Below are 19,256 nucleotides of genomic sequence, written 5' to 3' on the forward strand. Positions count from 1 at the left end.
AGCCCGACGAGCTACCAAACTGCTCCATCCCGCGTCCGGATGCATTGTTTAAGACAATGAGACTAAACCATTTTCATCTTCAGCATAAAGCGTGAGAGAGAATTTGGAGCGATACATCGGGTTCGAACCGATGACCTCAACCTTGGCAAGGTTGCGCTCTACCAACTGAGCTAGTATCGCATTATAAAAGGTCTTTCACCTTTCGATTACCGCTTTCGCCGTAACCTACAAATTGGAGCGATACATCGGGTTCGAACCGATGACCTCAACCTTGGCAAGGTTGCGCTCTACCAACTGAGCTAGTATCGCAATCTGAAAACGTCTTTCTCCGTTCAGGGCTGCGAATTATAAGAGCATTTTTTTGTGATGCAAGTCCTTAATGCAAAATTACGAAACTTTTTACTCAACTGCTGTAAAAGCACACAGATTTGCAAAAAAAACGGCTCTTATGTCCCTGAAAAGTTAGATAAACGTGATCATTTTATTCGACTAGATGTTAATAATCGTTTTTCGGTAGTACTGCAGCTCGGCGATCGACTCTCGAATATCGTCTAACGCAAGGTGACTTCCCGACTTAGAAAAACCATCTAACACTTCAGGTTTCCAACGACGAGTCAGCTCTTTCAGAGTGCTTACGTCAACATAGCGGTAGTGGAAGTACTCTTCTAACTCTGGCATGTGCTTGTATAGGAAACGACGGTCTTGACCAATGCTGTTGCCACAAATTGGTGACTTACCTTTTGGTACCCATTTTTCAAGAAACTCAATGGTTTGTTGGATGGCATCTTGCTCTGAAACCGTGCTTTCTTGAATTCGCTTCACGAGGCCGCTGCCAGTGTGAGTCGTTGTACACCACTCGTCCATCTTGTCCAATTCACTCTGAGGTTGGTGAATAGCCAAAACAGGTCCTTCAGCCAGGATGTTAAGCTCACTATCAGTAACGATAGTAGCAATTTCAATGATTTTATGAGTTTCAGGATCAAGTCCTGTCATCTCTAGATCAACCCAAATAAGGTTCTGATCGCTAAAGGACATAAGGCGTCGCCTATTTGTTTATGTGTAAAAGAGGTACTATACCCAAATAACTATACTCAAACTAGCTTTAGGACCATCGAAATCACGTGGTACCAGCAACATCCTGTTTGAGTCCCCAATCATCAAGTTAGATGTGTTAAGTGAAAAATTGTGGCTAAAAAAAAGAAGTTAACCAAAGGTCAAGTACGTCGTGTACGTAGCAACCAGAACAAGCGACTCAAGAAAGAAGATTCTATCCAATGGGATGAGAACATGCTTGGCGGAACCAAAAGCGGACTCGTGATTACGCGCTTTGGCCAACATGCTGATATCGAAGATCTTGAAACTAACGAAGTTCATCGTTGTAACTTACGCCGTAGTATCGAGACTTTAGTTTCTGGTGACCGAGTGACTTGGCGCGCAGGCTTAGAATCAATGGCCGGTATTTCTGGCGTTGTGGAAGCGGTTGAGCCGAGAACTTCAATGCTGACTCGCCCTGATTACTACGATGGCCTAAAGCCAGTAGCTGCGAACGTCGACCAAATGGTTATCGTATCGGCTGTGCTACCAGAGCTATCACTTAATATTATCGACCGTTACCTAATTGCTTCAGAAACGGTAAACATCGCGCCGCTTGTTGTACTGAACAAGGTCGATCTACTGACTGATGAGCAGATTGCTGAATACCGTGAAACACTTAAAGAGTACGAGAAGATCGGCTATAAAGTGATGTTCGTGAGTAAAGAGTCTGGCTACGGCATCAAAGAGCTGGAAGCTGAACTCAAAGACCGTATCAACATCTTTGTTGGTCAATCGGGTGTGGGTAAATCAAGCCTAGTGAATGCATTAATGCCTACGCTAGACATTGAAGAAGGCGAAGTCTCTGAGAACTCAGGTCTTGGTCAGCACACAACCACGGCAGCTCGTTTATACCACTTCCCTTCTGGTGGTGATCTGATTGATTCACCAGGAGTGCGTGAATTCGGCCTATGGCACCTAGAGGCCGACGAAATCACTGAAGCCTTTATCGAGTTCAAGCCTTACCTTGGCGGTTGTAAGTTCCGTGACTGTAAACACATTGATGACCCAGGCTGCATCCTGCGCGAAGCGGTAGAAAACGGAAAGATCAGTCGATTACGTTTCGACAACTACCACCGCATCATTGAAAGCATGGCGAGTAACAAAGATAACCGTCAGTATTCACGCAACAAAAAAGCCGATCTCTAATCGCGTTTTTGTGAACAAATGTGTGCATTTACTGACAATTGGCGCGAATTTAAGTAACATCTCGCGCCCTAAACCGTCATCGACAGATTTAATTGAAAAACAATTAGCATTGGAAAATTAATACAATGGATAAGATTAAAGTTGGATTGCAGTACTGGATTCCACAACATGGATTAACTCGCCTAGTCGGCAAACTTGCGTCTGCTAAAGCGGGCGGCTTAACGACAGCGATCATCAACTGGTTCATCAAGCAATACAAAGTGAACATGGATGAAGCTCTGCATAGCGATCCAAAACACTTTAAAACATTCAATGAATTCTTCGTGCGTGAATTGAAAGAAGGCATGCGTCCTATCGCTGAAGGTGAGTCTGTTATTGTTCACCCTGCAGATGCACGTGTGAGCCAATTTGGCCCAATTACTGACGGTCAACTGATTCAAGCGAAAGGCCATAACTACTCAGCTCGCGAGCTATTGGGTGGTGATGCTGCGCTAGCGGATGAATTTAAAGACGGTGAATTCGCAACGCTTTACCTGTCTCCAAGTGATTACCACCGCGTGCACATGCCATGCGACGGCACACTGCGCCAGATGATCTACGTTCCAGGTGACCTTTTCTCAGTTAACCCGTTAACGGCAGAAAACGTTCCAAACCTATTCGCACGTAATGAGCGTGTCGTTTGTATCTTCGATACGGAATTTGGCCCAATGGCACAAGTGCTGGTTGGCGCAACGATCGTAGGTAGCATCGAGCAAGTATGGGCAGGTACCATCACCCCACCTCGTGGTAACTCGGTTTACAAATGGGATTACCCTGCACAAGGTGACAAAGCAATCATCTTGAAGAAAGGCGAAGAGATGGGCCGCTTTAAGCTTGGTTCAACCGTTATCAACCTGTTCGCTAAAGATGCGATCAAGTTTGACGACACTATGCAAAATGGCGAGAAAACGGTTCTTGGTACACCTTTCGCGCACATTGCTGGCAAAGAAGCGCAAGCAAATGACGATGTTGTTACCGATTCTGCTGAGAACACTGACCAAGCTTAACAATTTGAGTTAACTCATTTAAGCTTTCAAGGCGCGTTACTTTTTCTATTTCAGAGAAGAACGCGCCTTTTTCTTAACTCTACCGATTCATTTGCTACTCAAGCTCTAACAACTCAATCTTTCAAACCCTGCCCAGCCACCTGATGCTTCTCACTCTTGTCTCTAATTGCCCAGATAAAAGATTGACCAAAAACAAAACAACTGTCGAAACCTTAAACAACTTTTTGATTTTCCAACCCGTCTCCAAGTACCAGAAATCCAGATAACTTACTCTATTTGAAGATATTTTATTTATAGGGTCTTTGTACATGCCTAAACTCAATGTTGGCGTTCTGGTCAAGCTGTTGATTTGTTTTGCGATTCCCTTAGGCGTGTTATTCATGCCGATAGATTCAATACCAATCGATGATCTCACGCTGATTCAACACCGCCTGTTGGCGATATTCTTATTAGCAGCCCTGCTGTGGGTGCTTGAACCTGTTCCGGTATTCGCCACTTCCATTTTGATCATTGCGCTTGAACTGGTGATGATATCTGATAAAGGTTTACACCTATTTAGAAATCCACCAGCGGGGCACGATCTCGGTGAGTTAATCAAATATACCGACATCTTCGGTGCATTTTCATCACCAATCATCATCCTTTTCATGGGTGGCTTTGCTCTTGCGATATCCGCATCCAAGTACGAACTCGATAACAACCTAGCTCGAGTGCTTCTCAAACCATTTGGTACAGAGCCGCGCTTCATTATGCTCGGCTTAATGCTGATCACCGCCGTGTTCTCAATGTTCATGTCAAATACCGCAACGACGGTAATGATGCTTGCGCTGCTCGGCCCTATCGTGGCATCTGCACCAAAAGGCGATATGGGTATCAAAGCGCTCGTGTTGTGTATTCCAATTGCTGCCAATACTGGCGGTATCGCAACCCCAATCGGTACACCGCCCAATGCCATCGCGCTGCAATACCTAACGGGTGAAAATACCATCGACTTCCTCAGCTGGATGATGATGGGCTTACCCTTTGTGATCATCCAACTCACCATCGCTTGGTTTCTTCTACAAAAACTCTTCCCTTCTAAAGAAAGAAACATGGTGCTCAAGCTCGATGGACAATTTAGAAAGAGCTGGCGAGCGATTGTGGTTTACATCACCTTCGCTGCGACAATCTTATTGTGGATGACCACCAAACTGCATGGCATGAACACCTATGTCGTGTCTATCATTCCATTGGCTGTGTTTACGCTCACTGGCATCATGGGTAAAGAAGAGCTCAAGCTGATTAACTGGGATGTGTTGTGGCTGGTCGCAGGTGGTATTGCGATTGGTATTGGCTTAGATAAAACAGGCTTAGCCGCTGCACTCGCACACGCAATTGACTATGAATCGCTCTCACCTGCAGCTGTGGTACTGACATTGTCTATCGTGTGTTGGTTAATGGCGAACTTCATGTCAAACACTGCGACGGCCAACTTGCTGATGCCGATAGCCGCTGCAATTGGTGCTTCCATGGAAAGCCTAGTTGCGATTGGTGGTCTGCAAGGCTTGCTGGTTGTGGTCGCCTTCTCTGCGTCACTTGGCATGATTCTGCCCGTATCGACACCACCAAACTCACTGGCCTACTCGACCGGGCTTATCGAAAGCAAAGACATGGCGAAGATGGGCATCATCTTAGGTATTGTGGGCTTGCTGATGGTTTACCTCGCCCTGTTTATCATCACCTAGTACGTTAATCCCTACTAATGCCCTTCCAGATAGTAATCACGTCTTTGCTATCTGGAAGGTTTAGTGCATATTGAATCCCCCACTTCTACATTTTGACACGGACGTACACTTCAATGGGATTCGAATGGTTGGCTCTTGCTGCCGCTTTTCTTTGGGCTATCGCGAGCCTGATGTCAGTAAAGCCTGCTCAACACTTAGGTTCTTTCGCCTATAGCCGTTGGCGCATGGGTTGCACTGCTATCATCTTATCGAGCATGGCTTGGTTTACTGGTGGCTGGTCAACGGTCGAAGCAGACCTAGTCACGCCGATGATGCTGTCTGGGCTAATTGGCATCTTCATTGGTGATACCGCCCTATTTGCTTGTTTGAACAGAATGGGACCGCGCCAAGCAGGTTTGCTGTTCTCTTGTCACGCCGTGTTCTCGGCAATTCTTGGTTACTTCCTATTTAGCGAAAGCATGACTTCGGTGGAGCTGATTGGCTCGGCTTTGGTGTTCAGTGGTGTATTAACCGCGATATTCTTTGGTCGTCGAGGACAAGCCAACAACCAACTCGAAACCATCAAGGGCACCGTGTGGATTGGTGTAGCTCTCGGAATCACAGCGGCTATCTGCCAAGCATTAGGTGGGATCATCGCAAAACCCGTGATGCAAACCAGCATAGACCCTGTTGCCGCTTCAGCAATTCGTATGATCACCGCTTTTGTTGCTCACTCCGCATTTCGCTTAACGGGTGCCAAGCTCTCACGCGCAATTAACCCGATGAATGGTCAAATATTCGCGATTACCGCAGTGAACGGCTTTCTTGCTATGGCGGTGGGAATGACGCTGATCTTGTATGCACTGCAAGAAGGAAATGTCGGCATGGTTGCTCTGTTGTCTTCAACCACACCTATCATGTTGTTACCAATACTTTGGCTGTACACCAAACAGAGACCAAATGCCTACGCTTGGATCGGTGCCATTGTTGCCGTAGTGGGTACTGGTATTCTAGTCAGCTAGCTAGTGAAGTTAATTGGCAGCTGATTGGAAACTGAGAGTGAATAGCTAATGACTATTCACTCTCAGTAAAAACAAAAGCAAAAAGTTAAGAACGTGGGAAAGGAAAAGCCGTCACGTCATCGATGTGGTCATAACCTAACACCAGCATGATCAGACGATCAATACCTAAAGCAACACCCGCACAGTCTGGTAAGCCCGCTTTTAATGCCTCAATCAAGTGATGGTCAATCGGTTGAGGCGATAAGCCCATCTCAATACGTTTGGCATTGTCATCTTCAAAGCGCTTGAGCTGCTCTTGTGGCTTGTCTAGTTCATGGAAGCCGTTTGCCAATTCAATGCCTTTGAAATACACCTCAAAGCGATCGGCTACTCGCGAGTCATTCGGGTTAATCTTGGCTAATGCCGCTTGTGAAGCCGGAAAGTCATAAACAAACGCAGGGACTTGTTGCCCTATCTTCGCTTCAACCCCAATACTAAACAGCAACTGCAGCAAGGTGTCACGGTCTTGTTCTGGATCTGCAATGTCGCTGAGCCCAAGTTTTGCTGCGGCTTGCTTTAGCGTAGCCATCGAATCTTCCAGTGGACACACACCTAACACGTCAATAAAGGCTTGTTGGTAAGTCATTCGCTCTGCTGAGCCCGATTTAAGTACCTGCTGTAACAGCAAATCCATTTCATCCATCAGGTCATGGTGATCAAAGCCAACGCGATACCACTCCAACATGGTGAACTCAGGGTTGTGGTAACGGCCATTTTCTTCGTTACGGAAAGACTTACAAATTTGGTAAATACAGCCACTGCCCGCCGCTAATAGACGTTTCATATGAAACTCAGGGCTAGTCATAAAGAACAGAGGCTGACCGTGCGCATAACCCGGCCCTACGAATTCAGTTTTGAAAGTATGCAAATGCACGTCCGTCACCGTGGCGTGGCTCATCGCAGGCGTATCCACTTCCATCACGTTTCGCTCAGCAAAGAACTGACGAATTTGATTAAGGATATCAGCACGTTGCTTTAACTGTTTAATGGTTGCGGCCGGTTGCCATGTAGAGTGCATTATTGAGTTCCATATTACTGAATTCTAGGCGACGAAAATTACCACCTTTCATCGCTTTTGTAAGCTTCTATCTTTCTATTCGTGAAAGCAAAATGTTGTTTTAATGAAGCCAGAAAATTACGTTCTACAATACAATTATCAATACAGATTTCACATCAACATTGATAACAAAAATCATACTCAACAAGCCGTTAACACCCACCCTGTGGGTTAAACGTTATCAACAATTCATTGCCGTGATTGCAGTCACATAACCTATAATTTCTATGCCTCCATATGCATTACCGACCTAAAAACCCAAATGCATCAACTTTTCGAATACCTTCCTCTCTTACACTGAACCTACCACTTAAGGCTTAGGGGCGCTAAATGGTTCCTACGATTTAGAACCTCCTAAATAGGCTTTTTATAATAACAAGCGGAATACTCCGCATCACACTGGAGAATAACTGTGAAGACAATTACCACAGATATCGCAGTCATCGGCGCAGGCGGCGCTGGTCTTCGTACAGCTATTGCTGCGGCTGAAGCTAATCCTGAACTGGAAGTAGCACTGATTTCTAAAGTTTACCCAATGCGTTCGCACACGGTGGCAGCAGAAGGCGGTTCAGCAGCGGTAATTAAAGACGAAGATAGCCTAGATAATCACTTCAACGATACTGTTGGCGGTGGCGACTGGCTATGTGAACAGGATGTTGTTGAATACTTTGTTGAAAACTCGACTCGCGAAATGATCCAAATGGAACAATGGGGCTGCCCATGGAGTCGTAAAGAAAACGGTGAAGTAAACGTACGCCGATTCGGCGGTATGAAAGTAGAGAGAACGTGGTTCGCAGCGGATAAAACCGGCTTCCACATGCTTCATACTCTGTTCCAGACTTCGATGAAGTACGACACAATCAAACGATTTGATGAGTACTTTGTGGTGGACCTTCTCGTAGAAAACCAGAGCGGCGTTGAAGATGGCGAAGTACAAGGCCTAATCGCGATTCACATGTCTGAAGGTGAGCTTGTTACCATCAAAGCAAAATCTGTTGTTCTAGCAACCGGCGGCGCAGGTCGTGTTTACCACTGTAATACCAACGGCGGCATCGTAACTGGCGACGGTATGGCAATGGCTTATCGCCACGGTGTACCACTGCGTGATATGGAGTTCGTTCAATACCACCCAACAGGCCTACCGGGCACTGGCATCTTGATGACCGAAGGTTGTCGTGGTGAAGGCGGTATCATCGTCAACAAGAACGGCTACCGTTACCTGCAAGATTACGGCATGGGCCCTGAAACTCCAGTGGGCGAGCCGAAAAACAAATACATGGAACTGGGTCCACGTGACAAAGTTTCTCAAGCATTCTGGCACGAGCAGCAGAAAGGCAACACCATCAAGCACCCACTTGGTGATGTCGTGCACCTTGACCTTCGCCACCTTGGTGAAGAGTACCTGCAAGAGCGTCTACCGTTCATCTGTGAGCTAGCAAAAGCGTACGTAAACGTAGACCCAGCAAAAGAGCCAATCCCAATTCGTCCAACCGTTCACTACACCATGGGTGGTATTGAGACTAACGGTACCTGTGAAACTCGTATTAAAGGCCTATTCGCCGTTGGTGAATGTGCTTCAGTTGGCCTACACGGTGCAAACCGCCTAGGTTCTAACTCACTGGCTGAGTTCGTAGTATTTGGCCGCGTTGCTGGTGAAGAAGCAGTGAAACGCGCTGCTGAATTCAAAGGCTGGAACGAAGAGTCTATCGCTAAGCAAGTGAAAGCGGTTGAAGAGCGCATCGCAGGCATCTTGGCTCAAGAAGGCGACGAGAACTGGGCTGACATCCGTACTGAAATGGGTCACACCATGGAAGCGGGTTGTGGTATCTACCGTCAAGAAGACTTGATGCAAAAGACCATCGACAAAATCACTGAACTGAAAGCTCGCTACAAGAAGATCAGCATTAAAGACAAAGGCAAAGTGTTCAACACTGACCTACTTTACGCTATCGAGGTGGGTTACGGCCTTGAAGTTGCAGAAGCGATGGTCCACTCAGCGATTCTTCGTAAAGAGTCTCGCGGTGCACACCAACGTCTAGACGACAACTGCACAGAACGTGATGACGTGAACTTCCTGAAACACTCTCTATCTTTCTACAACGAAGATGCAGCACCAACCATCGACTACAGCGGCGTTAAGATTACTAAATCTCAACCTAAAGCTCGTCTGTACGGTGAAGCTGCAGAGAAAGCCGCTGCCGCTGAAAAAGCAGCAGAAGAGAATGCGAAGAAGAGCGAAGAGGAGCAAGCATAATGTCAGCGAATCGAATCCAAAAAATTGAAATCCTGCGTTATGACCCTGAGCACGATGCAGAACCTCACTTTCAAACCTTTGAAGTGCCATTTGATGAAACCATGTCAGTACTTGATGCGATCGGTTACATCAAAGACAACCTAGATAAAGACCTGTCTTACCGTTGGTCTTGTCGTATGGCGATTTGTGGTTCTTGCGGCATCATGGTTGATGGCGTGCCAAAACTGGCGTGTAAGAGCTTCTTACGTGATTATCCAAACGGCTTCAAAATTGAGCCTTTGGCTAACTTCCCAATCGAAAAAGATTTGATTGTCGACATGACGCCGTTCATCGAGCGCCTTGAAGCGATCAAGCCTTACATCATCGGTAACGACCGTAAGCCAGAAGACGGCACAAACATCCAAACTCCAGAGCAAATGGCGAAATACAAACAGTTCGCTGGCTGCATCAACTGTGGTTTGTGTTACGCAGCATGTCCTCAGTTTGGTCTAAACCCTGAGTTCATCGGCCCTGCGGCACTTGCTCTTGCTCACCGCTACAACCTAGATAGCCGTGACAATGGTAAAGCCGAACGTATGAAGCTTATCAATGGCGACAATGGCGCTTGGGGCTGTACGTTTGTAGGTTACTGTTCTGACGTATGTCCGAAGAAAGTAGACCCAGCAGCGGCAGTAAACCAAGGCAAAGTTGAGTCTTCAATGGACTTCGTTATCTCGATGTTCAAGCCAGACGGATCGCAAGTAAAAACAGCAGAGGAGGCATAATATGAGCAATCGTAAGCCTTATGTTCGTGAGATGAAGAGAACGTGGTGGAGCAACCATCCGTTCTACCGCTTCTACATGCTACGTGAAGCGACTGTACTGCCTTTGATTCTATTCACTCTGTTCCTAACCTTCGGTTTGGGTGCACTAGTGAAAGGCCCTGAAGCTTGGGCTGGTTGGTTGAGCTTTATGGCTAACCCTATCGTTGTTGGTATCAACATCGTGGCACTGCTAGGCAGCTTACTGCACGCTCAGACCTTCTTCAGCATGATGCCTCAAGTAATGCCAATCCGCCTTAAAGGCAAATTGGTAGATAAAAGAATCATCGTACTGACCCAGTGGGCAGCGGTGGCTTTTATTTCTTTAATCGTTCTTGTTGTGGTGTAAGGAGCTTTCGTTATGAACACAAATTACAAAGTAAAACCTGTTAACCACAACCCACAACGCTCTGATGAGCCAATCTGGTGGGGCCTATTTGGCGCTGGCGGTACTTGGTTTGCGATGATCACACCAATCACGGTTCTAGTGTTAGGTATCTTAGTGCCAATGGGCATCATCGATGCGGACGCAATGAGCTACGAGCGTGTGTCTGAATTCGCCACCAGCATTATCGGTGCGCTATTCATCATCGGTACGCTAGCACTGCCAATGTGGCACGCAATGCACCGTCTTCACCACGGCATGCACGACCTTAAGTTCCATGTCGGTGTTGCGGGTAAAGTTGGCTGCTACTTCGTTGCAGGCCTAATCAGCGCGTTATCTGTTATTTTCATCTTTATGATTTAAGAGTTAAGAGCAGATTCGGGATTCGAGTAATCGAGTATCGAAGAGCTTAAAAGCAGAAAAGCGAAAGCAGAGCTAGGTTATCCAGCTCTGCTTTTTTGTTATTTGTTGAATATCTTATCTCTCTGACTCGGCTCTGATCTTCCTGCTTTTCGTATCTCGCATCTCGTTCACACATATCTGCTCTTCCAGCTCTTCGTATCTCGCATCCCGCATCCCGCATCCCGCATCTCGTTTACGCGAATCTGATCTTGGGATACAAAAAAAGGCCGCCTAAGCGACCTTTTTCAGATACTTGAAGTCAATTACTTCACACGACCAACGTATTCGCCAGTACGAGTATCAACTTTAACAACTTCACCGATTGCGATGAATAGAGGTACGCGAACTACCGCGCCAGTTGCTAGAGTTGCAGGCTTACCGCCAGTACCTTGTGTGTCGCCTTTAAGGCCAGGATCGGTTTCTGTTACTGCGATCTCAACAAAGTTTGGTGGAGTTACTGTGATAGGGTTATCATTCCACAACGTTAGAGTACATACGTCGTTTTCAACTAACCATTTAGAAGTCTCGCCTACTGCTTTTGCATCAGCAGCGATTTGCTCGAATGTTTCGTTGTTCATGAAGTGGTAGAATTCGCCATCGCTGTATAGGTAGCCTAGTTCAACGTCTACAACGTCCGCTAGTTCTACTGTATCGCCTGACTTAAATGTTTTCTCTAACACTTTGCCTGACAGCAGTTTACGAAGTTTAACACGGTTAAACGCTTGGCCTTTACCTGGCTTAACGTATTCATTTTCGATAATTGAGCAAGGCTCGTTATCCATCATGAATTTTAAACCGCCTTTGAATTCATTGGTGCTTACTGACGCCATGATTTTCTCTTCCACATCTTTGAGTTAATTTCAATGCCGCATATCATAACCCGAAAAGTCGAATCTGTTGAGCAAAACTGGCTCAAACAACTATCGAATGCGATCTCTGACCCGACAAAACTGCTTGAGGCATTGGAAATAGACCCAACACCATGGCAAGCAGGCTTCGCTGCTCGTGAGTTATTTGCACTTCGGGTACCTCTTAGCTTTGTCGAACGAATGGAAAAAGGCAACCCACACGATCCATTGCTACGACAAATTTTACCGCTAAGCGAAGAGTTTGAGGTACACCAAGGCTATTCCGCCGATCCTTTGGAAGAACAAGAAAATGCAATTCCGGGCTTACTGCACAAATACAAAAATCGTGCACTGATGATTGTAAAAGGCGGTTGTGCGATTAACTGCCGCTACTGCTTCCGTCGTCACTTCCCTTACCAAGATAACAAGGGCTCGAAGTCGGTTTGGCAAACCAGTCTCGACTATGTGGCGGCTCACCCAGAGATCAACGAAGTTATCTTGTCGGGTGGCGATCCACTGATGGCAAAAGACAGCGAACTAGAGTGGCTAATTCATGCTATCGCACAAATTCCACATGTGAAAACAGTTCGAATTCATAGCCGATTACCGGTTGTGATTCCCGCTCGAGTAACGGATGAACTATGCCAATTGTTAGCTCAAACTCGCCTTAATGTGGTGATGGTGAGCCATATTAACCATGCCAACGAAATTAACTTAGAGCTCAAACAAGCTTTCCACAAGCTTAAGTTAAGTGGTGCTACTCTGCTCAACCAAGGCGTGATGCTTAAAGGCGTAAACAACAGCGCTAACTCATTGAAAGAATTAAGCGAAAAGCTATTCGACGCCGGTATTTTACCTTACTATATGCATGTACTTGATAAGGTTCAGGGCGCAGCGCACTTCTATATTTCAGATGAAGAGGCGAAGCATCACTTTAAAGGATTAATCTCTGAGGTTTCTGGCTACCTAGTACCTAAGTTAACCCGTGAGATTGGCGGACGCAGCAGCAAGACACCGCTCGACCTACACATTGAATAGAGAAGTTGTATCAATGAAACACAATACCTCAGTTGCTCCACCAGCAACCACATCTCAACCAGCGCTTAGGTTCAGCTCAAGAGGTTTCACCATCATCGAGCTGGTCGTGGTGATCGTGATTCTAGGTATTGTGTCGGTCACTGCAGCTTCTAAGTTCCTCAACCTTCAAACCGATGCTCGTATCTCGACATTAAACGGCCTTAAAGGCGGAATGGAGGGCGCAAGTGCTATGCTTTATGGTAAGACATCAGCATTGGGCTTAGATAAAGCAGCTAGCGCATCGATTAATGTTGAGGGTGACAATATCTCAGTCGTCTATGGTTATCCTGCAGCGATGAACGATCAAACTTGGTCACAGCTCATCGAATCAACCTTTCTAGATGCTGTTTGGGATACGGGTCGAGCTGACTGGTTCTTTACCAACACAGATGCGAATGATGGCATTATTCTTTATGCGCCTTCTAGCCGAAAAAAACAGGCTGATAACTGCTACCTTGAGTACCAAGAAGCGACAGAGACCACGACACCAGCCTTCACCTTAACAACAAGCGGCTGCTAGGTTTTAAGTAATCTTTATCAATCGTTAAGACAAAAAGTTTTTGTTCGATCGTCCGGTCTATTATTAGCATACTCGGCTCTATTCTAAATTTTTAGGAGGGGTGATATGTCACAATTTATAGAACAAACTCTCAACCTTGCCCCCTTTAGCTGGGCAGGCCTCGCTGCATGCATGCTGTGTGGTTCTTTAATCGGAATCGAAAGGCAAACACGCGGTAAACCGGTAGGGATCAGAACATCGATTCTGATCATCAGTGGTACCTATTTCTTCCTTACGATGGCGATTAGCCTTTCCCCTAACACACTCGATCAAGCTCGTGTGCTTGGTCAGATAATTACGGGTGTTGGATTTCTTGGGGCTGGTGTAATGATGACACTGGATGGCAAGATTCATGGCGTGACTTCAGCCGCAATTATCTGGGTACTCGCAGCATTAGGTATGATGATCGCACTAGGGCATCTTTCCCAATCGGTCATTATCACGCTAATGGCGCTAGTGATTCTGCTTGGTGTCGATAAAGTGGAAAACAGCTTCCAGAGCCTGCGTCGTGGTGTGCATCAGAAGTGGATGAGAAAAGGCCGCGTGAAGAAGTAACCTCAACCTGAAACAGACATTAAAAAGGCCTAGTCACACGACTAGGCCTTTGTGTATCCAACTAATTAATACACCTGAATACACACCTGATTCTTACCCGCAGCCTTTGCCTTATAGAGCTGCTCATCAGACGAACGAATACTCTGGTTTTCCCACAAGTGCCCTACGCTGTCGAACTTATACAAAGAGTAAAGCGTCGCGCCACCAGACACTGAGATACTAATCTTGTCACCCGTAGGGCATCGATAACTCTGTAGGCTAATGTCGTTTTGAATTCGCTCAAAGATCGATGAAAGCAACTCAGACGATTCACCCGTAATCGCGACAACAAACTCTTCGCCACCAAATCGAGCCACGATATCTTGCTGTCTAACGCTGTTCAGCATCAACCGAGCAACATGGCAAATCACCTCGTCCCCCACTTTATGGCCATGCTGATCATTAACGACTTTGAAATCATCGATATCAAACACGCCAACACCAATAATCGGCTCTTCATCTTGCGCCAGTAATCGAGCCTCAAAACCACGTCGATTCAGCAAGCCCGTTAATGGGTCGCGCATTGCTAGCTCATTTAAACGCTGGTGCTCTTGTCTTGTATAGAAGCGCCATAGCCATAAAACCGAGAGCAGATACAAAACCAACAGTATCGAAAGCTGAATCTTCTCCATCTCCAATACATGCAGAAAGTGCTCGCTCTTATCTTCTTCAATACTCAGATATAGCTGGGTGTTAATGTCATCAACATACAGAGGCTTGGAATACGTAAAATCCATAAACCCGTATTTGTTTGCGCCTCGAGTACTGGTGACTTTATAGCCATGGGTAGGGTTCGATACTAGGTTCGAGACATAACCATCGACACCCAACACCCCTTTAAACTCACCATTAACGTAGATTCCTTTGGTTAAGGTCACCACTTTCTGACCTGTCAGGTAGTCATCATATTGGCCGGTATACACCACTTGGTCTTGCCCTTGAGCTAAGCCAAAGCGAATCGTGTTCACCCAATAAGGCCTGCTATTCACAACCGAATCAAAGGTGTCGCCCTTAATGTAACTGGCAAAATCAGAAGGCGAAGAGATAATGAATTTCTCTTTTGAAATGAAATAAATCGCAGAGATGGTATCAATGGTATTGGCAAAATAAGCCATGGTCGGCGCGATGAACAGGCGCTTACCCGCTTCGGTATAAAGGTCCGATTCCGGGTTGCACATCTCGCGAGGGCCAGAGAACATAAAATCAAAACGAGGGGCATGTTGCTCCTCACTGGTGAAGTAACACGTCTCACCCTCGATCTTTTTGTCATGCGAGAATACGTAGGTATCCCCATGCAGTGGATAAAGCGCAGTGATGTTGTACTCAAGCGCATTTATGATCTGTGTGAGCTCCGCTAAAGAGCGTGTTACGCCTTGGTTTTCCATTCCATACTGTTTATCTGATTCTTCCGCTGAATCAACGAGCAACAAGCTCAAAACTACTAAAAAACTGGCGGTCAGGCCTAAGAAAGCCTTTTTAAAATCGACGGTATGGTGGTTAATCAAAGCATATAAATCATCATTGGGAATTTATCACACATTGTACCTATAAATTCAAACACGCAACAACAAATATAAAACAACATGCTTATTAGGTAATTTGAGAAGTTTATCGTGGAAGTAGAATTGAATGTAATAACGCCCAAACAAGGGTTTAGGCGTTGATAGGCTTAGTCTTTAATCGCGTATGCGTAACTAAAAGCTAATGCATTAACTGAACGTTGCTCGCCAACCGTAGAACCAAAGGCTAAACGACAGCGTTATTTAGCAAAGTTTACAATCGGGAAGCACGGGAAGAAACCGTTGTCAGCACAGTTGATCAGACCAACTTGTACGCCTTCGATTTTGTTGGTTTTGTTGAAGATACCAACCTGAACCGTAGACACTTCTGAAAGGTTCGCAGCGCCAACATCAACCATAGTGTTACCTTCTGAGTAGTTGACGAAACTCACGTTCGCGCCTTTCACATCATTAGTAATGTTCACAGCACCAAGGTTAACACCCGTTGTTTTACCCGTGTTCCAGTTGAAGAAACCTAGAGATGCACCGGTCATTTCTTGGTTCACTTTTGATGCACCCAAAATACCCAGGTTCACACCTGTGGTCGTTTGCGTCTCAGACATACCAACAACAGCAAGATCAAGACCTTTAAGGTCGTTCACTTGTCCGTGAAGTAAAGCCAAGCGCACACCGCCAACAGCATCTGAGTCAGGTGCGTTGAAGCCATTGATCGTTGAAAACATAACAGGCGAAGAGGCAAATGCCGCCGGTGCCATTACTGCTGCAGACACAGCAAGTACTGAAAGTAGTTTTTTCATTGGGGAGTCTCCACTGACTTATTGTTCACTTGATTAATCCATTTTTAATCAAGCATTTATTGTCCTTTATTCAACAGCTACCCATGTTAAATCAATGTAATAACTGTACTGTTGAATATAAGCCGCTAAATCATAAAGAGCAATGGTTAAGAGCAGATGCGGGATTCGAGTGAACGAGATGCGAAAAGCAAAAAAAACAGAGACCGAAACCTCCGCTCTAACGCTTATTATTCCAAACAAAAATCTAGGCGAGAAAATCAACATGTTTCACAAGCTTATAGCCCACACACTTATTGCCGCATCTAAAGCGATGTCATCCTAAAAAATTTATTGATAAAAGCTCAACAGACCTCAGGTATTCAAAAACTAATGTTCGTAAAATTCTGAAAATAAACTAAATTCTAATATAGGAATAGAACGATATGAAACAGTGGGAATAGCATGATTCAGGAACCTACGAATAAACAGACCATTAAAGCGATTATTTCGCGTGGTTTTTTGGCTATCGTGTTATTTTTAGGCCTCTATATCTATGTTAGCCATGCTCTGAAGAACAAAGAGCAGGACATGATTAATCTCCAGCTCAGTCTTTCTGAAGCTTATAGCGTTATGCTCTCTGTCAGACGACAAGAGCAGCAGTTTGTTTCCACAAGGCAACCAGAGATTCAAGAACAACTCAATATAAAGCGAAGTCAGCTGATCGAAAAGCTGGCTGAGATCGATGGGAAAATCGTACGAAGCGACCTCAATATTTCTTTTAATTATGCCAAAGTTGTCGAGTATCTCGACGAGTACCACACCGCCTTTACATTATTAGCCCTTGAGTTAGTCAGCATACATGGCAAGAGGGACCAAATTGGGCTCATTGAGAAACTAAAAAATGCAGCGTTGACACTTGAGCGCTTCGTACATGAATCCAATAATGTGCAGCTTGAAGAATTGACTTTAGAAACACAAGATCTCATGTATCAGTTCTTTACCGATTTTGATCAGACAACATTAGATAAGATTGTCGATTCATTGTTCAAAATCCAAGATGAAATAGAACAGAATTCCCGAACGATCAGTGCATTAGCTTCGTTTAATAATTTTAAACGCCACTTTTGGCGATTGCAGCGAGGGTTAAAGAGTGTCGGGTACAGCTCTGATAGCGGCCTCAAAGGAGAACTCACCAGCAGTATTTATCATGTTGAAGATGAGCTCAACTTACTTTTCACCGAAACACCCAAGCAGATCGCAGAGAGCCTGACGCAGATAAAGTTGTACAGCTACTTATCGACAGCCGCATTAGGAGGGGTGACGTTACTGGTGCTGCTTTATGTTGTGTGGCGTGCCAGTCAACTTGAAACTCAATTGATTGTTTCACAAGAGAAAGCACGACAAGCAAACCGTGCAAAAAGTGCCTTTCTTGCCAATATGTCTCATGAGATACGGACACCGCTTAATGGCGTGATTGGTATGTCAGAAATACTGGCAGAAACCAAACTATCCGCAGAACAGAAAGACTGCCTTGGGACTATCTATACCTCTTCTCAAACCTTACTTATGTTGATCAACGATGTTCTCGATCTGTCCAAAATTGAATCGGGTAAACTGGAAATTAATCCACATACGACAGACTTAAGAGAGCTGCTGTTTGATAGCGTGACTCTGATTTCTTCTAAAGCTTATCAAAAGCAGATTAAGTTGGAAGTTGAAATTGATGGCGAGCTCCCAGAGTACATTCATGTTGATGGGAATAAAATTCGCCAAGTGTTGATGAATTTAGCCTCAAATGCGATCAAATTTACAGAACAAGGCTCTATCGTATTCACCGCTAAACGGCTTCCATCATTGGAAACAGAGTGTGTGGTCGAGTTTTCTGTTCGAGATACGGGTATTGGTATCGCAGCAGACCAACAAGAGCACATTTTCAAAGCGTTTTGCCAAGAAGATACCAACATCACCTCCAATATTGCGGGGACCGGATTAGGGCTTAGTATTTCGTCACGTATGGTGGAAATGATGGGAGGCTCGATAAACGTTGAGTCAGAGAAAGACGTGGGCAGTTGCTTTCATTTCCAATTAACCGTAGTGCCATCAGATCATTCTGAACATAAAAATCGTAAACAAACCGTTGTCTATTATTCAGATGCGCCATCGAAACTTTTACTCGATGACTTGTTCCGCCTTGGTTACTCACCACAACTAAAATCAATCGAAACAAACTTGGCGGCAACTGACCTCCCAGAGATCGCTTTGATGGAAGATATTAACCAAGCCAAAACACTGCATCGCTTAGCACCAGAGGTGAAAATCATCATAGTGAAAGATAATCTTAGTGATCCTATGAGTGAGTGTCATTTTATCTCAGGCTATGTGACTCTTCCTATGCTCGGTTCCCGCTTAAGTAGCATGTTGAACTCCGTGCTTGAAAGGTCACAGCCACAACCCCCTCAACATCAACCTGAGCCGATAGAAGCGACTGTACGTCAAAAAGTCCTCGTAGTTGAAGATAACCGCGTAAATCAGAAGGTGGTATGTATCAATTTAGATAAGTTAGGGATTGAATATTGGGTTGCCAATGATGGACAAGAAGCGATTGATTTATATAAAGAGCATCATCAAGACATCGGCCTTATCTTGATGGACTGCATGATGCCGAATGTAGATGGCTTTGAGGCAACAGAGCGAATCAGGCGCTATGAAGAAAACCTGCAACTTCAGGCAACACATATCCTCGCTTTAACGGCATCCGTGCTCGATGATGATATTAAACGTTGCTTCGAGTGTGGAATGAACGATTATCTTCCAAAACCATTTAAGCGTGACATGATGCTGCAAAAAATTGATGAACAACAGTTTACGCACAAGGCAGGCTGACCAAGGAGCTTTGGAAAAAAGGAGGATGGTGAAGCTGAAATACAGATACG

The 19,256-nt window shown here is 45.3% G+C and carries 17 protein-coding genes and 2 tRNA genes; 12 read left to right on the top strand and 7 right to left on the bottom strand.

Features of this window, described 5'->3' with window-relative positions; all coding sequences use genetic code 11:
* Positions 1 to 104: 104 nt before the first annotated feature.
* From AB4249_RS12470 to orn, 3 genes are all read right to left on the bottom strand, one after another.
* A tRNA-Gly gene (locus AB4249_RS12470) sits at positions 105 to 180 on the bottom strand.
* Positions 181 to 233: 53 nt separating this feature from the next.
* Positions 234 to 309: transfer RNA gene (locus tag AB4249_RS12475), tRNA-Gly, on the bottom strand.
* Between the two features lie 180 nt (positions 310 to 489).
* Positions 490 to 1,035 carry an oligoribonuclease gene (gene orn, locus AB4249_RS12480; RefSeq protein WP_010434065.1) on the bottom strand — a complete coding sequence of 182 codons (546 nt, stop codon included), beginning with the start codon at positions 1,033 to 1,035 and terminating at the stop codon, positions 490 to 492.
* Positions 1,036 to 1,185: 150 nt separating this feature from the next.
* On the opposite strand from orn, the gene rsgA reads away from it, so the two are divergent.
* From rsgA to AB4249_RS12500, 4 genes are all read left to right on the top strand, one after another.
* Complete coding sequence (gene rsgA / locus AB4249_RS12485; protein ID WP_017061306.1) at positions 1,186 to 2,241, top strand: small ribosomal subunit biogenesis GTPase RsgA; 1,056 nt, start codon at positions 1,186 to 1,188, stop codon at positions 2,239 to 2,241.
* A 125-nt stretch (positions 2,242 to 2,366) separates the two neighbouring features.
* Complete coding sequence (asd, locus tag AB4249_RS12490; RefSeq protein WP_017063172.1) at positions 2,367 to 3,287, top strand: archaetidylserine decarboxylase; 921 nt, start codon at positions 2,367 to 2,369, stop codon at positions 3,285 to 3,287.
* A gap of 308 nt (positions 3,288 to 3,595) precedes the next feature.
* A complete protein-coding gene (locus AB4249_RS12495; RefSeq protein ID WP_017061303.1) occupies positions 3,596 to 5,011 on the top strand; it encodes a DASS family sodium-coupled anion symporter in 1,416 nt (471 codons plus the stop codon).
* Positions 5,012 to 5,124: 113 nt separating this feature from the next.
* Positions 5,125 to 6,012, top strand: coding sequence for a DMT family transporter (locus tag AB4249_RS12500; RefSeq protein ID WP_017071213.1), 888 nt, complete (start codon positions 5,125 to 5,127; stop codon positions 6,010 to 6,012).
* 85 nt (positions 6,013 to 6,097) lie between these two features.
* Here AB4249_RS12500 and epmA read toward each other — a convergent pair whose 3' ends face one another.
* Positions 6,098 to 7,069, bottom strand: coding sequence for an elongation factor P--(R)-beta-lysine ligase (gene epmA / locus AB4249_RS12505; protein ID WP_372103401.1), 972 nt, complete (start codon positions 7,067 to 7,069; stop codon positions 6,098 to 6,100).
* A 451-nt stretch (positions 7,070 to 7,520) separates the two neighbouring features.
* Between epmA and frdA the strand changes: the two genes are divergently transcribed.
* Genes frdA through frdD form a run of 4 tightly spaced genes read left to right on the top strand, consistent with a single transcriptional unit; the run spans position 7,521 to position 10,910 of the window.
* Positions 7,521 to 9,362 (top strand): fumarate reductase (quinol) flavoprotein subunit, encoded by a 1,842-nt coding sequence (gene frdA / locus AB4249_RS12510; RefSeq protein WP_372103404.1) that lies wholly within the window; start codon positions 7,521 to 7,523, stop codon positions 9,360 to 9,362.
* Complete coding sequence (locus AB4249_RS12515; RefSeq protein WP_009847917.1) at positions 9,362 to 10,126, top strand: succinate dehydrogenase/fumarate reductase iron-sulfur subunit; 765 nt, start codon at positions 9,362 to 9,364, stop codon at positions 10,124 to 10,126. Before frdA ends, AB4249_RS12515 begins: the two co-directional genes overlap by 1 nt.
* Before the next feature lies 1 nt (position 10,127).
* On the top strand, positions 10,128 to 10,511 hold the full coding sequence (gene frdC / locus AB4249_RS12520) for a fumarate reductase subunit FrdC (protein ID WP_048607793.1): 384 nt from the start codon (positions 10,128 to 10,130) through the stop codon (positions 10,509 to 10,511).
* Between the two features lie 12 nt (positions 10,512 to 10,523).
* Positions 10,524 to 10,910: a fumarate reductase subunit FrdD gene (frdD, locus tag AB4249_RS12525; protein ID WP_017063167.1), complete on the top strand. Its 387-nt coding sequence runs from the start codon at positions 10,524 to 10,526 to the stop codon at positions 10,908 to 10,910.
* 302 nt (positions 10,911 to 11,212) lie between these two features.
* On the opposite strand, the gene efp is transcribed toward frdD, so the two are convergent.
* Entirely contained in the window at positions 11,213 to 11,779 is a 567-nt protein-coding gene (gene efp, locus AB4249_RS12530) for an elongation factor P (protein WP_017067165.1), read from the bottom strand.
* Positions 11,780 to 11,812: 33 nt separating this feature from the next.
* On the opposite strand from efp, the gene epmB reads away from it, so the two are divergent.
* The 3 genes from epmB to AB4249_RS12545 all read left to right on the top strand — a co-directional run bounded on the left by epmB (position 11,813) and on the right by AB4249_RS12545 (position 13,988).
* A complete protein-coding gene (gene epmB / locus AB4249_RS12535) occupies positions 11,813 to 12,835 on the top strand; it encodes an EF-P beta-lysylation protein EpmB (RefSeq protein ID WP_372103406.1) in 1,023 nt (340 codons plus the stop codon).
* A gap of 13 nt (positions 12,836 to 12,848) precedes the next feature.
* On the top strand, positions 12,849 to 13,394 hold the full coding sequence (locus tag AB4249_RS12540) for a prepilin-type N-terminal cleavage/methylation domain-containing protein (protein ID WP_017067163.1): 546 nt from the start codon (positions 12,849 to 12,851) through the stop codon (positions 13,392 to 13,394).
* A gap of 105 nt (positions 13,395 to 13,499) precedes the next feature.
* The gene (locus AB4249_RS12545) at positions 13,500 to 13,988 is read left to right on the top strand and encodes an MgtC/SapB family protein (RefSeq protein WP_004733333.1); all 489 of its coding nucleotides are present in this window, start codon (positions 13,500 to 13,502) and stop codon (positions 13,986 to 13,988) included.
* A gap of 65 nt (positions 13,989 to 14,053) precedes the next feature.
* Here the strand turns inward: AB4249_RS12545 and AB4249_RS12550 are convergent, their stop codons facing one another.
* Positions 14,054 to 15,532, bottom strand: a complete 1,479-nt coding sequence (locus AB4249_RS12550) for a diguanylate cyclase (protein ID WP_017063163.1) — start codon at positions 15,530 to 15,532, stop codon at positions 14,054 to 14,056.
* A gap of 254 nt (positions 15,533 to 15,786) precedes the next feature.
* On the bottom strand, positions 15,787 to 16,344 hold the full coding sequence (locus AB4249_RS12555; protein WP_017061293.1) for a VC2662 family protein: 558 nt from the start codon (positions 16,342 to 16,344) through the stop codon (positions 15,787 to 15,789).
* Between the two features lie 441 nt (positions 16,345 to 16,785).
* On the opposite strand from AB4249_RS12555, the gene AB4249_RS12560 reads away from it, so the two are divergent.
* Entirely contained in the window at positions 16,786 to 19,206 is a 2,421-nt protein-coding gene (locus tag AB4249_RS12560; protein WP_372103409.1) for an ATP-binding protein, read from the top strand.
* Positions 19,207 to 19,256: the final 50 nt, after the last annotated feature.

Source organism: Vibrio sp. 10N.261.55.F4 (genome assembly GCF_041470465.1).
Taxonomy (GTDB): domain Bacteria; phylum Pseudomonadota; class Gammaproteobacteria; order Enterobacterales; family Vibrionaceae; genus Vibrio; species Vibrio crassostreae_C.

Coding starts and splice junctions, on each gene's coding strand:
- orn (WP_010434065.1), bottom strand. CDS start 1,035: ATGTCCTTTAGCGATCAGAACCTTATTTGGGTTGATCTAGAGATGACA.
- asd (WP_017063172.1), top strand. CDS start 2,367: ATGGATAAGATTAAAGTTGGATTGCAGTACTGGATTCCACAACATGGA.
- AB4249_RS12495 (WP_017061303.1), top strand. CDS start 3,596: ATGCCTAAACTCAATGTTGGCGTTCTGGTCAAGCTGTTGATTTGTTTT.
- AB4249_RS12500 (WP_017071213.1), top strand. CDS start 5,125: ATGGGATTCGAATGGTTGGCTCTTGCTGCCGCTTTTCTTTGGGCTATC.
- epmA (WP_372103401.1), bottom strand. CDS start 7,069: ATGCACTCTACATGGCAACCGGCCGCAACCATTAAACAGTTAAAGCAA.
- AB4249_RS12515 (WP_009847917.1), top strand. CDS start 9,362: ATGTCAGCGAATCGAATCCAAAAAATTGAAATCCTGCGTTATGACCCT.
- frdC (WP_048607793.1), top strand. CDS start 10,128: ATGAGCAATCGTAAGCCTTATGTTCGTGAGATGAAGAGAACGTGGTGG.
- frdD (WP_017063167.1), top strand. CDS start 10,524: ATGAACACAAATTACAAAGTAAAACCTGTTAACCACAACCCACAACGC.
- efp (WP_017067165.1), bottom strand. CDS start 11,779: ATGGCGTCAGTAAGCACCAATGAATTCAAAGGCGGTTTAAAATTCATG.
- epmB (WP_372103406.1), top strand. CDS start 11,813: ATGCCGCATATCATAACCCGAAAAGTCGAATCTGTTGAGCAAAACTGG.
- AB4249_RS12540 (WP_017067163.1), top strand. CDS start 12,849: ATGAAACACAATACCTCAGTTGCTCCACCAGCAACCACATCTCAACCA.
- AB4249_RS12545 (WP_004733333.1), top strand. CDS start 13,500: ATGTCACAATTTATAGAACAAACTCTCAACCTTGCCCCCTTTAGCTGG.
- AB4249_RS12555 (WP_017061293.1), bottom strand. CDS start 16,344: ATGAAAAAACTACTTTCAGTACTTGCTGTGTCTGCAGCAGTAATGGCA.
- AB4249_RS12560 (WP_372103409.1), top strand. CDS start 16,786: ATGATTCAGGAACCTACGAATAAACAGACCATTAAAGCGATTATTTCG.